Source organism: Lactiplantibacillus sp. C232, from assembly GCF_023806725.1.
GTDB classification, from domain to species: Bacteria; Bacillota; Bacilli; order Lactobacillales; family Lactobacillaceae; genus Lactiplantibacillus; species Lactiplantibacillus plantarum.
The window spans coordinates 64338-78297 of sequence record NZ_JAMSKZ010000006.1; the positions used below are offsets into that span (position 1 = coordinate 64338).

The following is a 13960-nucleotide window of genomic DNA, read 5'->3' on the forward strand; positions in this document are numbered from 1 at the left end:
TCTGAATTATTCAGGGAAGCTTTTTTAACATACTTAGATCACGAATCATTGATTGTAACGTATAAATATTCGGTGAAAATTAACGTTGAAACGCTAGGTTAGCGCTACCTAGTAATGATACTAGTGCAGTAAGCCTAATAACGTGGGTAACACAACCGATGCGTTCATTAGGATGTGGGCCGTCATCGATGTTTGAATCCGACCGGTGTGCTGGTATAACCAGCAGAATAATAACCCGATAAAGGCATAGAGGATAAAGTGACCATCCGCATGTGCAAAGCTAAATAACACACTAGAAATCAAGGCCGCCCCAATCTGACCAGTAACCGCACTTAGATTGCCAAAGATAACTTTGCGGAAGACGATTTCTTCCATAATCGGGGCACCGACAATGATGGCTAAGAAGAAAGCGGGATATTGTTGCCCAACAGTTAAGAGGGTGGTCGTGTTGGTTGACGCTGTTGACTGTCCCAGTAAAGCCGTCATTTTTAAAATGATGACTTGACCAATGATGACTAGGACAAGACCGATCAATCCCCAGATGAACGTCATGAACCAGTTACTTGGTTGTTTTTCAACAACGTTTTTTGTCCGCATGCGACTCGCCAACCAGATGAGTAGGATTGCACCGACTAAGTAGTCGACCGTTTGAATCACGAATACTTGGGCCCCTAGCTGATGGAAAGCAGTCACAAGGACGCTCGGTAGTGCGTAAATAATAAAGTAGATGATAAGAATAAAGATTGATTGGCGGCGATTAACCATCAAGTCACGTCCTTTTAAAAGTTTGATTTAAGATTTATTGATACTTCAATAGTATTCATTATAGTCGATTTGACATTCTTTGACTAATAATTGACAAATCACTTGCAATCTTGAATTAAAATGATATAGTTGACAATGTAATTAGCACTTGAGGTTGAGGAGTGCTAAAAAAGAATAAATGGAGGGATTCACGTGTTAAAACCATTAGGAGATCGCGTTATCTTGCAACAACAAGAAGAAGAAGAACAAACAATTGGCGGTATTGTCATTGCCAATAACGCTAAGGAAAAGCCCCAAAGCGGTAAGGTTGTTGCCGTCAATGACGGTCGTGTTTTAGATAACGGGACAAAAGTTGACCCCAGCGTGAAGGTCGGCGATCAAGTATTATTCGATAAGTATGCCGGTACCGAAGTCAAGTATCAAGGTGCTAAGTATTTGGTATTGCACGAAAAAGATATCGTTGCAATCGAAGACTAATCCATTTAAATTGCGCAACTTAAAATAAATTAAATTCATGAGGTGAATAGAGATAATGGCTAAAGAATTAAAGTTCTCTGAAGATGCACGTTCAGCGATGCTAAAAGGTGTCGATCAATTAGCTGACACAGTTAAGTCAACGTTAGGTCCTAAGGGTCGCAACGTTGTTTTGGAACAATCATATGGTTCACCAACAATTACTAATGATGGTGTAACGATTGCTAAGGCGATCGAATTAGACGATCATTTCGAAAACATGGGTGCTAAGTTAGTTTCTGAAGTTGCTTCAAAGACTAATGACATCGCTGGTGATGGGACGACTACTGCAACGGTCTTAACACAATCAATCGTTAATGAAGGTATGAAGAACGTTACGGCCGGTGCTAACCCTGTTGGCATTCGTCGTGGGATTGAAGAAGCTACTAAGACGGCGGTTGACTCATTACACGCTATGGCACACGAAGTTAAGACGCAAGAAGATATTGCGCAAATCGCTTCTGTATCTTCAGCAAGTGAAGAAACTGGTAAATTGATTGCCGAAGCCATGGAAAAAGTTGGTCATGACGGTGTTATCACGATTGAAGAATCACGTGGTGTTGATACTAGCTTAGACGTTGTTGAAGGGATGCAATTCGACCGCGGCTACTTATCACAATACATGGTTACTGATAATGATAAGATGGAAGCGGATCTTGACAATCCATATATCTTAATTACTGATAAGAAGATTTCAAACATTCAAGATATCTTACCACTATTACAATCCATCGTTGAACAAGGCAAGCCATTGTTGATCATTGCTGATGACATTTCTGGTGAAGCTTTACCAACCTTAGTCTTGAACAAGATGCGTGGGACGTTTAACGTTGTCGCCGTTAAGGCACCCGGTTTTGGTGATCGGCGTAAGGAACAATTACAAGATATCGCTATCTTAACTGGCGGGACGGTTATCACTGACGACCTTGGCCTTGAATTGAAGGACACGACCATCGATCAATTAGGTCAAGCCAACAAAGTTACGGTTACTAAGGATAACACCACCATTGTTGAAGGCGCTGGTTCCAAGGATGCTATCTCAGAACGGGTTGAATTTATCCGTAACCAAATCGGTGAAACAACTTCTGACTTTGACAAAGAAAAGTTACAAGAACGTTTAGCTAAATTAGCTGGTGGGGTTGCCGTTGTTCGTGTCGGTGCCGCTACTGAAACTGAATTGAAGGAACGTAAATACCGGATTGAAGATGCTTTGAACGCAACTCGGGCCGCCGTTGAAGAAGGCTTTGTTGCTGGTGGTGGTACTGCTTTGATTAACGTTATCAAAGATGTTGCTGCATTGAAGGAAACTGGTGACGTTCAAACTGGGATCAACATTGTTAAACGTGCTTTGGAAGAACCAGTTCGCCAAATCGCTGAAAATGCTGGTTTAGAAGGCTCTGTTATCGTTGAAAAGATGAAGGAACAAAAGCCAGGTGTTGGTTTCAACGCCGCAACTGATGAATGGGTTGACATGATCAAAGCTGGTATCGTGGACCCAACTAAGGTAACGCGTTCTGCTTTACAAAATGCCGCTTCTGTTTCAGCCCTTCTCTTAACGACTGAAGCCGTTGTCGCTGAAAAACCTGAAGAAAATGCACCAGCTGCACCAGCCGCACCAAACCCAGGTATGGGCGGTATGATGTAAACAAATCGTAACATTAAGCACTTACTCGGCTGAGTAAGTGCTTTTTTAGTGCTGTTAGGGTGTGAATCGACTAGAATAAAGGTATTGATTTATCCATATTAGAGCGGTAGGATTAGTCGTTAACGCAAAATGTGGGTGCGGTGAAGCACCCGACATTTAACTGGTAGTATTTGGCAGGGTAAAGTAGTAGAATCTACTTTGACTCAGTTTACTTTGGGATAATTATTTTGGAATAAAGGAGTTATTATCATGTGGCGTTATTTAAAGCGGTTAGTTATTGGGAAACCGTTAAAAACCATGGACGAGGGTGGGCAAGCACTCACCAAGTTCAAGGCACTGGCGCTGCTATCGTCAGATGCGCTATCATCGGTGGCTTACGGTACTGAACAGATTACGACCGTTTTGATTACACTTTCAGCGGCCGCGTTGATGTATCAATTGTACGTGGCGGCGCTTGTGTTAGTGCTGTTGTTTGCTATTACGATGTCGTACCGACAAATTATTCGGGCTTATCCATCTGGCGGTGGCGCCTACGTGGTGGCAAGTACGAACTGGGGGCGGCCAGCCGGATTAGTTGCCGGGGGATCACTGCTGGTTGATTATATGCTGACCGTAGCGGTTTCCGTCACTTCTGGTACTGAAGCAATCACGTCGGCGATTCCGGCGCTAGCTAATTATCAAGTATTGATTGCCGTACTGATTGTCATCGCCATCATGGCGTTAAATTTGCGTGGAATGCGCGAATCCGCATCATTCTTAACGTTCCCCGTTTATTTTTTCATTATTATGATTATCGGCATGATTCTATGGGGCGTTATGAATATTGCGAGTGGTAACTTAACTTACCACGCCTCCGCAGCAGTTGGAGCACCGGTTCAAGGGATGACCCTGGTGCTGTTCTTACGGGCCTTTTCTTCCGGCTCGTCCTCGCTGACTGGGGTGGAAGCAATCAGTAATGCGGTGCCAAACTTCAAACGACCGAAACGCAAGAATGCGGCGAACACGCTAGCAATCATGTCATTAGTCTTGGCCGTCTTCTTTGGTGGTATTACTTATTTAAGTTATTACTTAGGCGTTAAGCCACAAGTAGACAATACCGTCTTGTCACAAATTGCTACGGCGGTCTTTGGTCACGGCTTATTCTACTACTTGTTACAATTATCGACGGCGTTAATTCTGGCCGTTGCGGCAAATACTGGTTTTTCAGCCTTTCCAATTTTAGCTTATAACTTGGCTAAAGATAAATTTCTACCACATGCTTACATGGATCGTGGGGATCGCTTGGGTTACTCCAATGGGATTATCTCATTGGCGGTCGGGGCAATTGCGTTGATCTTTATCTTTCATGGGAAGACGACGCTTTTGATTCCACTTTATGCGGTGGGGGTCTTTGTCCCATTTACTTTGTCGCAATCTGGTATGATTATTCATTGGTTCCGCGAACGGGGGCAATGGTGGTGGATGAAGGCGGCGGTAAACTTACTTGGGGCGTTGATTTCAATTCTCCTAGTGATTTTCCTATTCTTGCTACATTTCGGCAATGTTTGGCCATACTTAATCGTTATGCCACTCTTACTGTACATGTTCTACCGAATCCACGTGCACTATAACCGGGTTGCGGCCCAGTTACGCGTGGTTGCCAAGGAAAAAGCGGCGATTCATGATTATGACGGTGCAACGGTGATCGTCCTCGTCTCGAATGTGACGCGGGTAACTGCTCAAGCAGTCAACTACGCGCGATCCATCGGAGATTACGTCATTGCGATGCACGTGTCCTTTGATGAGAACCCTGAAAAGGAACACAAGACGGCGGCAGAGTTCAAAGAGACCTTCCCAGACGTCCGTTTCGTGGACATCCATTCGTCGTATCGGTCGATTGCAACACCGACGTTACGATTCTGCGATGTGATTGCTAAACGAGCAGCGGAACGCAACTTCTCGACAACGGTTCTTGTCCCACAATTCGTGCCGAAGAAACCATGGCAGAATATTTTGCATAATCAAACGAGTCTCCGATTACGAGCGGTATTAAATTCTCGTGAAAATATTATTGTTTCAACTTATAATTACCATTTAAAAGAATAGTGACTTAGTATTGAAACCCGGTATAGCTACCGGGTTTTTATTTTTGTGTCATAATATGAGTAACTAAGGTTATAATTTAGATACTTAATCAGCCCAGTGACCGGCAAATGTGAACGAATTGTGTTGCCTTTACTAAGTTTTAGTGAAGCGAGTTGTCAAGCGTCACTGGGATTTGTATAATTATCGTAATAGAGTGAGAAGGGAGTTACGCACAAATGATCAGATTTGAAATCCTAGTAAGCCTAGTGGCGACCATGATACTTTCTGCGATCTTGACGCCGTTTGTGCGGAAACTTGCATTTAAAATTGGTGCCGTGGATAAACCAAATGTACGACGGGTCAATAAAATTCCAATGCCGACAATGGGAGGCTTGGCTATTTTTATCTCTTACACCGTTGGGACGACTGTGTTGTATCTCATGCACCAGTTTCCCAGTCGCATTTTTTTCGCACTACTCGGTGGTGAGCTGATCATTATTGCGACTGGTGTTATCGATGATATTTATGAGCTAAAACCACGGCAAAAAATGTTAGGGATTACGTTAGCCGCTTTGGAGGTCTACTTTATTGGTGGTATCCGAATGACGACCTTCACGTTCCCGTTGCTGGGGCTGATTCACTTTCAGTGGCTGAGTTTACCGGTGACTTTACTGTGGATACTGGCTATCACGAATGCGGTGAACTTAATTGATGGACTGGATGGGTTAGCTACCGGTGTTTCGATTATTTCGTTGAGTACCATGGGGATCATCGGGTTGTTCTTCTTGAATGCTAATATGTTCGTTTCGTTGTTGATTTTTACTTTAGTTGCGGCGATGATTGGCTTTCTTCCGTATAATTTCTTTCCAGCTAGAATTTATCTCGGTGATACCGGTTCGTTGTTTATCGGCTTTATGACGGCTGTGTTCTCATTATTTGGATTGAAAAATGTCACCTTAATCTCAGTTGGTATTCCGGTTATGATCCTGGGAGTGCCAATTACGGATACGGTGTATGCGATGATTCGACGGATCCTGAATAAGAAGCCCATTTCGCAAGCGGATAAGCATCATTTGCACCACCGCTTGATGCAATTAGGATTGACCCATCGACAGACTGTGATGGTAATTTATGGGATTGCACTTATTTTCTCATTTATTTCATTGCTCTATCCGATCTCATCTATTTGGGGTTCTGTGTTATTGACGATTGGTTTATTATTTGGGCTAGAGTTATTCGTTGAAGCAATCGGATTAGCTGGTGACAATCGGCAACCGCTACTGGATTGGATCAAACGGACCGTCGCGCGTTTGACCTCCAAGAGTAATCATTAAAAACCAAATAAATCATTGAAAATTATTAAAGTGTTACAGGCATCTACCGTGTGATTAGCGGTGATGCCTGTTTTTAGTTGGTCATCAGTTGGTTCATCAATCTTAACTTTACCAAAACTATACAAGCAATTTACACAATCGTCATTCACAATTTACAAACGATTAGTAATATTAAGCATGTTCCGAAGCAATCAATTACGTGTAACCGTCGGACGATGATGTTGCTCCATCACTAGTCGTAGCACTCCTACCCAGTTTTGCTATGATGGTTGCCGGGTTGGTTGCTTAATTTTGATAGTCAATTGAAGAAGGGGAGTTTCAATTATGAAAAAAGCACTGACACTCGGCGCATTGGCAGTAACGATGACCATTTTACTAGCTGGTTGCGGCAGTAGCTCAGCCACAAGTACGAAGAGTACTAGTAGCAGTAGTGGTAGTTCCAAGACTACTAAGATCGTTGCAACTGGTTCAACCGCTTTACAACCATTAGTGGAACAGGCTGGACAGGCTTACCAGAACGAACATGCTAACGTGACCATTAACGTTCAGGGTGGTGGTTCAGGAGCAGGCTTAAGTCAGGTGGCGAAGGGTTCAGTCAATATTGGGAACTCTGATTTATTTGCACAGGAACAAAAGGGGTTAGACGCCAAAGGGTTAGTTGACCATAAAGTGGCTGTTGTGGGGATGGCACCCGTTATTAATAAGGATGCCGGTGTCACTAATATTTCAAAAGAACAACTTATCAAGATTTTCCAAGGCAAGATCACTAACTGGAAAGATGTTGGCGGTAAGGACGAAAAGATTACCGTCGTTAACCGTGCTCAAGGTAGTGGGACCCGGGCGACGTTTGAAAAATGGGGATTAGACAACGCGAAGGTCGCAACTAGCCAAGAACAAGATTCGAATGGGACCGTTCAAAAAATTGTTAGCACCACGCCTGGTGCCATCAGTTACTTAGCATTCTCATACGTTAAGAGTGACGTTCAGGCGCTTTCTATTGATAACGTCAAACCAACCGAAGCTAACGTAGCGACGAACAAGTGGAAGATTTGGGCTTATGAACACATGTATACTAAGGGGCAACCAACTGGGGAGTTGAAGAACTTCTTAACTTACATGACTTCTAAAGCCGTTCAAGGTAGTTTAGTTGAGAAATTAGGATATATTCCATTGACTTCGATGAAGGTTGATCGTGGCCAATCTGGTGCAATCACTAATTTAAAATAAATAACAGACAAAAAGTCGAGCGATAGCTCGACTTTTTTTATGGGCCGCAATTAGTGCAACGCGGACTTTAACAATGAAAAAACAAATCATCGGCTCAAGTGCTGGGTGTTATTGTTAAGACGAGTTGGCTGTTTCGATTTTGACTGCCAATCAAAGTTTGTGAGGCTCCCAATTATATATAACCAGCAATCTAGTTGCCAGGCGTAGTGACCGGAATTTCTGTAAATTGTTCACCTTGCTCCGAAAAGGTAACTTGACCGCTCAAGAGGTTAGTGATGTCCTGCTGAATCGTTGCAATTTCGGATTGAGTGACTGCGATGATTTGTGTGACTTGAACACCGTAGTCGGTATTCAGGGTCGTTAGCTTATTTTGTTGTAAATAGTAGGTTAAAGCATCGACGTTACGATAGTCGAGCGTGATGGCGATGCGGGCTTGTAAGATTCGCTGAACCTTACCACTGACTTCAATTGCTTGCGCGGGGGTGCCATTATAAGCTCGGATCAGTCCACCGGCGCCAAGCTTGATACCACCAAAATAACGGGTCACGACCGCAAGCACGTCGTGTAGCTCGTTGGTCTTGAGCACTTCTAAGATTGGTGAGCCCGCAGTTCCGACTGGTTCACCGTCATCACTCATCCGCTGAATATGATCATCATCACCAAGCATGTAGGCGAAACAGTTGTGGTTGGCCTTAGGATTATCTGCTCGAACAGCGGCAATCTTAGCTTGAGCATCCACTTCGTCACTGATGCGGTATAGATGAGCGATGAAGCGAGACTTTTTGATGGTTTGTTCAAATACCGTGTCTTGGGTGATGGTGTAGTAGGGTTTAGTCAAATTAATCGGTTCCTTTCGTGAATAAATCGTTAAATGGCGTACTTGATAACTAAGGAGGTACGCACAATGGAAGCACAAGTCTTATACGGTCGTCAGCTCGCATTATCTGCAAATGAGGCTGCCGCAGTACCTGCTGGCACGCAGATACTGCCAGCCATGCAGGTTGATGAACATCAAATTATCTGTCAGCGTTGCGGCAGTCACTTGGACCGACTGCGAGCCCAATTACCCAATCAGCAATATTACTGTTATCAATGTTTAAATTTAGGTCGAGTGAGTACACTAGTTAAACTCTATCATATGCCAGAACCGAATGCTTTTGCAACGGTCCCGGTTTGCACGTGGCAAGGAACCCTAACGCCCCAGCAAGCGGACTGCGCGCAATCAATCAAAGCTAACTTCATGGCGCATAAACGGCAATTATTATGGGCGGTGACGGGAGCTGGAAAAACTGAAATGCTGTTTCCAGGTATTGCGTGGGCGTTAGCGCATCAGTGGCGGGTCGCCATTGCTTCACCACGAGTCGATGTTTGCTTAGAGTTAGCACCCCGGCTCCAGGCGGCCTTTGCTGATGTTCAAATTGCTGTGCTACATGGCCGCAATCCCGCTCCCTATCAGTATACGCAGCTGACGATTTGTACGACGCATCAATTGCTACGTTTTCGTCAGGCGTTTGACGTATTGATCATTGATGAAGTTGACGCGTTTCCGTTTGCTGCCAATCCCCGTTTGGCGTTTGCAGTGAATCAGGCAGCTAAGGTGGAGGGGGCCATTCTTTATTTGACCGCGACGCCCAGCCAAAGTTTGTTGTCCCAAGTTCATCGTGGTGAGCTTGCAATCAGTTATTTACCATTGCGGTTTCACCAACATTTATTACCGGCAATTAAGGTTAAGCTACAGCCAAATTGGGCTCGGCTCTTGCAACAAGGAAAATTACCACGAGACCTTATCCGGCAACTCCAACAGTATCAACAACAGCACCAGCGCTTTTTACTATTTGTCCCGCGCATCCAACAATTAGCGCCAGTGTTTGCGGTACTCCAACACTATTTTCCCCATATGACCGGAGAGACGGTGTACTCAGCCGATCCTGAGCGACTGACTAAGGTTCAACAAATGCGGAACCAGCAGTTTCAATACTTAGTTACGACGACGATATTGGAACGAGGGGTGACGTTTCCGGGAATCGATGTGATTGTGCTTGGTGCGGACGACGAAGTGTTTTCTACGGCTGCCCTCGTCCAGATTGCAGGACGGGTCGGACGCAGCAGTGAGCGTCCGACTGGCCTCGTCTGGTTTATTTGTCACAGTCATAGCCGCAATATCAAACGCGCTCAGCGCCAGATTCGGGTGATCAATCGAAAGGGGCGACAATTACGTGCTAGCATGCCTACTGTGTCACAACATTATCACGACTAAGTTTACGTTGCCCTGGATTCTTAGTTGGCAGCCGGTTATGCGGCCGGTCGTCTGCTCGGTTTGTTGGCGGCAATTTGTACGCATCGATCGGGCAACGGCATGTTCCAAATGTGGACGTGCTCAAAAACGACCACAACCGTGTACAGATTGTCAGCGGTGGCCTGAAATCGGTCCCTTTCATAACGAGGCGTTGTTCGAATATAATGATGCGATGCATGATTATTTTCAACGCTATAAATTTCAGGGTGATTATCAATTACGCCAAGTTTTTGCGAAGATCATGCAACAAGCAGTGGTACAACGGTGTGCTGAGATATGCTTAGTGGTACCTGTCACGCCCACAACATTGCAAACACGGGGCTTTAATCAAGTTGCCGGCTGGTTAGCCGCACCCCTCGCGCCCGGGTTAATGACCCAGGCAACAGCGAAGTCAGTGCCACAATCTAAGAAAGACCGGCAAGCGCGGTTGAGAACACCACAACCATTCAAGATGGCTCCTAATACGATTTTGGCCGGCCGGCGGGTATTATTAGTAGATGACATCTATACTACCGGCCGAACGATGCGCCACGCGGCAACGCTACTTTTGGAAAACGGTGCCAAGAGCGTGACGGGGCTAACACTAGCACGTTAATTTTGAGGGAAAGTGGTATTTGGATTGTTTATTATAGCGCTTTCTATTATAATGAATTTAAGCAAAGTAATTAAAGAGTGGTCCTTTAATTACTTTGGGTACACAGCAATGTGTGTGAAGGGAGAGAAGATCTATGCTAAATTTTAATATTCGCGGTGAAAATATCGAAGTGACCCAAGCAATTCGGGACTACGTTCAAAAACGGGTGGGTAAGTTACAGAAGTACTTTGACAATAATGTTGACTCAATTGCCCATGTCAACTTAAAAGTTCACCCAGACAAGACGGCTAAAGTCGAAGTCACCATTCCACTTCCCTATTTAGTTCTCCGGGCAGAAGAAACTTCTCCTGATATGTATGCTAGTGTTGATTTGGTTACTGACAAGTTGGAACGCCAAATCCGCAAGTATAAAACTAAGGTTAACCGCAAATCCCGTGAAAAGGGTTATAAAGCGATTGATTTTGCAGCGACTGATGAAACAGTTGCCGCTGCCGACAATGATCAGGACGATAAGTTAGACGTTGTACGTACGAAGCGAGTGGCTTTAAAGCCAATGGATAATGAAGAAGCGATTCTGCAAATGGATATGCTCGGCCATGACTTCTTTATCTACGAAGACGCGGAAACGGACGCAATTAACATCGTCTATCGGCGTAACGATGGTCGTTACGGTTTGATTGAAACCGACGACAATCACTAATTTTAAAAGCGCAACTTATGAGGACTGGTCAGTTGACCAGTTCTTTATTTTTATCCCGGAACGCCCGTATAACATATTGTGATCATAAGAGTGACTTAGCCCGCGTTAGTAAGCTGAAGTTCGACTCACGGCACGTTTTTGCCAGCGACTCAAGACAGTTAAGCAAATATTGATAGAATTAAAGAACACGGGTCAGTGATTGTTGGGCTGTGGTTAAAGACTAATATTTAGTTAAGGATGTAAATAAAACGGTCGACGGTATCGATTACATAGGGGCCTGTGGTTTTCATTGCTAGTAAATAATGGTAAAATGACAGATGGTATTTTATTTTGAAATGGACAATTGAAATTAAAATTAAGATTAATTATTTGGAGAGGATACGTAAATGGCCAACATTTTAAAACGCTGGGTTGAAAGCGACAAGCGGACTATTCGGCGTCTGGATAAGATTGCTAATAAAGTTGAAGCTTATGCCGACGAATACGGCAAGTTAAGTGATGCTGACTTGCAAGCGAAGACCCCAGAATTTCGTGAACGGTACAAGGAGGGCGAATCGCTCGACGATTTGCTGCCCGAAGCATTTGCAACGGCGCGTGAAGGTGCGAAGCGGGTACTTGGTTTATACCCATTCCACGTTCAAATCCTCGGTGGAATTGTTTTGCATCAAGGTGACATTGCTGAAATGAAGACTGGTGAAGGGAAGACCTTAACGGCCACTATGCCAGTTTATTTGAATGCCATCTCTGGTAAGGGTGTTCACGTTGTAACAGTTAATGAATACTTATCAGCGCGTGATGCGACTGAAATGGGTGAACTGTATAACTGGTTAGGGATGAGCGTCGGAATCAACGGGGCTGAAAAGTCGCCTGAAGAAAAACGTGCCGCTTATAACGCCGATATTACTTATTCGACGAACGGTGAAATTGGGTTCGATTACTTACGTGATAACATGGTGGTCTACCGTGAAGACATGGTGCAACGACCACTTAATTTTGCCATCATTGATGAAGTTGACTCAATCTTAATTGATGAAGCCCGGACACCGTTGATCATTTCTGGTCAATCAGAAGGTACAACGGGAATGTATAAGCGGGCTGACCGTTTTGCTAAGACGTTGACGAAGGATGAAGATTACAAGGTTGACTTGGAATCTAAGACGGTCGCATTATTAGACGAAGGGATTCGGAAGGCTGAAAAATACTTTGGCTTGGAAAACCTTTACGATACTGATAATACGGCGTTGAACCATTACTTGGATGAAGCTTTGCGTGCGAACTACATCATGTTGAAAGATAAAGACTACGTGATTTCAGACGGTCAGGCGTTGATCGTTGATTCCTTTACGGGGCGGATCATGGATGGTCGGCGCTTCTCAGACGGGTTACACCAAGCAATTGAAGCTAAGGAACACGTTGAGATTCAAGAAGAAACCAAGACGATGGCGAATATCACGTACCAAAACTTATTCCGGATGTACAAAAAGTTATCTGGGATGACTGGGACGGCCAAGACGGAACAAGAAGAATTCCGCGAAATCTATAACATGGAAGTTATTACGATTCCAACAAACCGCCCGATGATTCGTGATGACCGTTCAGATTTGCTTTACCCAACGTTACAAAGCAAATTCAACGCGGTCGTTAAAGAAATCAAACAACTCCATGAAAAGGGCCAACCAATGTTAATTGGGACCGTTGCCGTGGAAACGTCAGAATACTTGTCGCATCGCTTGGATGAGGAAAACATTCCGCACGTGGTCTTGAACGCCAAGAACCATGCGAAGGAAGCTGACATTGTTGCAAACGCCGGTCAACGTGGTGCGGTTACCATTGCCACCAACATGGCTGGTCGGGGGACCGATATCAAGTTGGGACCTGGTGTCAAAGAAGTCGGGGGGCTCGCCGTTATTGGGACTGAACGTCATGAGTCCCGCCGGATTGATAACCAATTGCGGGGCCGTGCTGGTCGACAAGGTGATCCTGGTATGTCACAATTCTACCTCTCACTTGAAGACGATTTGATGCTACGGTTCGGTTCAGAACGAATCAAGAACTTCCTGCAACGGATGAATGTTGAAGATGATGATGCGGTTATTCAATCACGGATGATTACTCGACAGGTTGAGTCCGCTCAAAAACGGGTTGAAGGGAACAACTATGACTCCCGGAAGAACGTTTTACAATATGATGATGTTATGCGGGCTCAACGTGAAGTGATTTACGGCGAGCGGCAACAAGTCATTATGGAAGAAAAATCTTTGAAGCCCGTTATCATGCCAATGATCAAGCGGACCGTTGAACGGACCGTTCAGTTACACATGCAAGGCGATGCCAAGGACTGGGATTTAGATGCAGTTGTTGACTTTGCCCAAGCTGCTATGGTGAAGGAAGATTCAATTAGTGTGGCTGACTTGAAAGGTAAGTCGCCAGCAGAGGTTGAAGCTTACTTGATGGACCGGGTCGATAAGATTTATGCGGACAAGGCTAAACAGCTTTACGATGCGGGTCAGATGCTAGAATTTGAAAAAGTCGTTATTCTGCGAGTGGTCGATTCTCATTGGACGGATCACATTGATGCGATGGATCAATTACGGCAATCGATCGGTTTACGGGGCTATGGTCAATTGAATCCGTTAGTTGAATATCAACGAGACGGTTACCAGATGTTTGAAGAAATGGTTGCGGATATTGATTATGATACGACGCGACTCTTCATGAAGTCTGAAATTCGCCAAAATATTCAACGTTAAAATTTAACGTTAGTGCTAGCGAGTCTAAGACTAAGGTCTTAGGCTCGTTTTACAGTTAAACCAGATATTAA

Annotated in this window: 11 protein-coding genes; 9 read left to right on the forward strand and 2 right to left on the reverse strand. The window is 44.5% G+C overall.

Annotated features, from left to right (window positions below):
• Positions 1 to 120: 120 nt before the first annotated feature.
• Positions 121 to 765 carry a CPBP family intramembrane glutamic endopeptidase gene (locus tag MZO41_RS07540; RefSeq protein ID WP_011101144.1) on the reverse strand — a complete coding sequence of 215 codons (645 nt, stop codon included), beginning with the start codon at positions 763 to 765 and terminating at the stop codon, positions 121 to 123.
• A 192-nt stretch (positions 766 to 957) separates the two neighbouring features.
• Between MZO41_RS07540 and groES the strand changes: the two genes are divergently transcribed.
• The 5 genes from groES (at position 958) to MZO41_RS07565 (ending at position 7548) form a co-directional block, all read left to right on the forward strand.
• A complete protein-coding gene (groES, locus tag MZO41_RS07545; RefSeq protein WP_003640985.1) occupies positions 958 to 1242 on the forward strand; it encodes a co-chaperone GroES in 285 nt (94 codons plus the stop codon).
• A gap of 55 nt (positions 1243 to 1297) precedes the next feature.
• The gene (gene groL / locus MZO41_RS07550; protein WP_003640986.1) at positions 1298 to 2923 is read left to right on the forward strand and encodes a chaperonin GroEL; all 1626 of its coding nucleotides are present in this window, start codon (positions 1298 to 1300) and stop codon (positions 2921 to 2923) included.
• Between the two features lie 249 nt (positions 2924 to 3172).
• Positions 3173 to 5008 carry a potassium transporter KimA gene (gene kimA, locus MZO41_RS07555; RefSeq protein WP_003640987.1) on the forward strand — a complete coding sequence of 612 codons (1836 nt, stop codon included), beginning with the start codon at positions 3173 to 3175 and terminating at the stop codon, positions 5006 to 5008.
• Between the two features lie 215 nt (positions 5009 to 5223).
• Complete coding sequence (locus MZO41_RS07560; protein ID WP_003640988.1) at positions 5224 to 6321, forward strand: glycosyltransferase family 4 protein; 1098 nt, start codon at positions 5224 to 5226, stop codon at positions 6319 to 6321.
• 324 nt (positions 6322 to 6645) lie between these two features.
• Complete coding sequence (locus MZO41_RS07565; RefSeq protein ID WP_003643949.1) at positions 6646 to 7548, forward strand: phosphate ABC transporter substrate-binding protein; 903 nt, start codon at positions 6646 to 6648, stop codon at positions 7546 to 7548.
• Positions 7549 to 7738: 190 nt separating this feature from the next.
• Here MZO41_RS07565 and MZO41_RS07570 read toward each other — a convergent pair whose 3' ends face one another.
• Positions 7739 to 8386, reverse strand: a complete 648-nt coding sequence (locus MZO41_RS07570; protein WP_011101145.1) for a YigZ family protein — start codon at positions 8384 to 8386, stop codon at positions 7739 to 7741.
• Between the two features lie 66 nt (positions 8387 to 8452).
• Between MZO41_RS07570 and MZO41_RS07575 the strand changes: the two genes are divergently transcribed.
• From MZO41_RS07575 to secA, 4 genes are all read left to right on the forward strand, one after another.
• Complete coding sequence (locus MZO41_RS07575) at positions 8453 to 9805, forward strand: ATP-dependent helicase ComFA (protein WP_011101146.1); 1353 nt, start codon at positions 8453 to 8455, stop codon at positions 9803 to 9805.
• Positions 9765 to 10439 (forward strand): ComF family protein, encoded by a 675-nt coding sequence (locus MZO41_RS07580; RefSeq protein WP_003643951.1) that lies wholly within the window; start codon positions 9765 to 9767, stop codon positions 10437 to 10439. Before MZO41_RS07575 ends, MZO41_RS07580 begins: the two co-directional genes overlap by 41 nt.
• Before the next feature lie 133 nt (positions 10440 to 10572).
• Complete coding sequence (gene hpf, locus MZO41_RS07585; RefSeq protein ID WP_003637821.1) at positions 10573 to 11139, forward strand: ribosome hibernation-promoting factor, HPF/YfiA family; 567 nt, start codon at positions 10573 to 10575, stop codon at positions 11137 to 11139.
• Positions 11140 to 11525: 386 nt separating this feature from the next.
• The gene (gene secA, locus MZO41_RS07590) at positions 11526 to 13889 is read left to right on the forward strand and encodes a preprotein translocase subunit SecA (RefSeq protein WP_003643952.1); all 2364 of its coding nucleotides are present in this window, start codon (positions 11526 to 11528) and stop codon (positions 13887 to 13889) included.
• Positions 13890 to 13960 lie beyond the last annotated feature (71 nt).

What these genes read in the sequence shown, in the direction of transcription:
- MZO41_RS07575 (WP_011101146.1), top strand. Translation starts at nt 8,453, where the DNA reads ATGGAAGCACAAGTCTTATACGGTCGTCAGCTCGCATTATCTGCAAAT.
- secA (WP_003643952.1), top strand. Translation starts at nt 11,526, where the DNA reads ATGGCCAACATTTTAAAACGCTGGGTTGAAAGCGACAAGCGGACTATT.
- groL (WP_003640986.1), top strand. Translation starts at nt 1,298, where the DNA reads ATGGCTAAAGAATTAAAGTTCTCTGAAGATGCACGTTCAGCGATGCTA.
- MZO41_RS07560 (WP_003640988.1), top strand. Translation starts at nt 5,224, where the DNA reads ATGATCAGATTTGAAATCCTAGTAAGCCTAGTGGCGACCATGATACTT.
- MZO41_RS07540 (WP_011101144.1), bottom strand. Translation starts at nt 765, where the DNA reads ATGGTTAATCGCCGCCAATCAATCTTTATTCTTATCATCTACTTTATT.
- kimA (WP_003640987.1), top strand. Translation starts at nt 3,173, where the DNA reads ATGTGGCGTTATTTAAAGCGGTTAGTTATTGGGAAACCGTTAAAAACC.
- hpf (WP_003637821.1), top strand. Translation starts at nt 10,573, where the DNA reads ATGCTAAATTTTAATATTCGCGGTGAAAATATCGAAGTGACCCAAGCA.
- MZO41_RS07565 (WP_003643949.1), top strand. Translation starts at nt 6,646, where the DNA reads ATGAAAAAAGCACTGACACTCGGCGCATTGGCAGTAACGATGACCATT.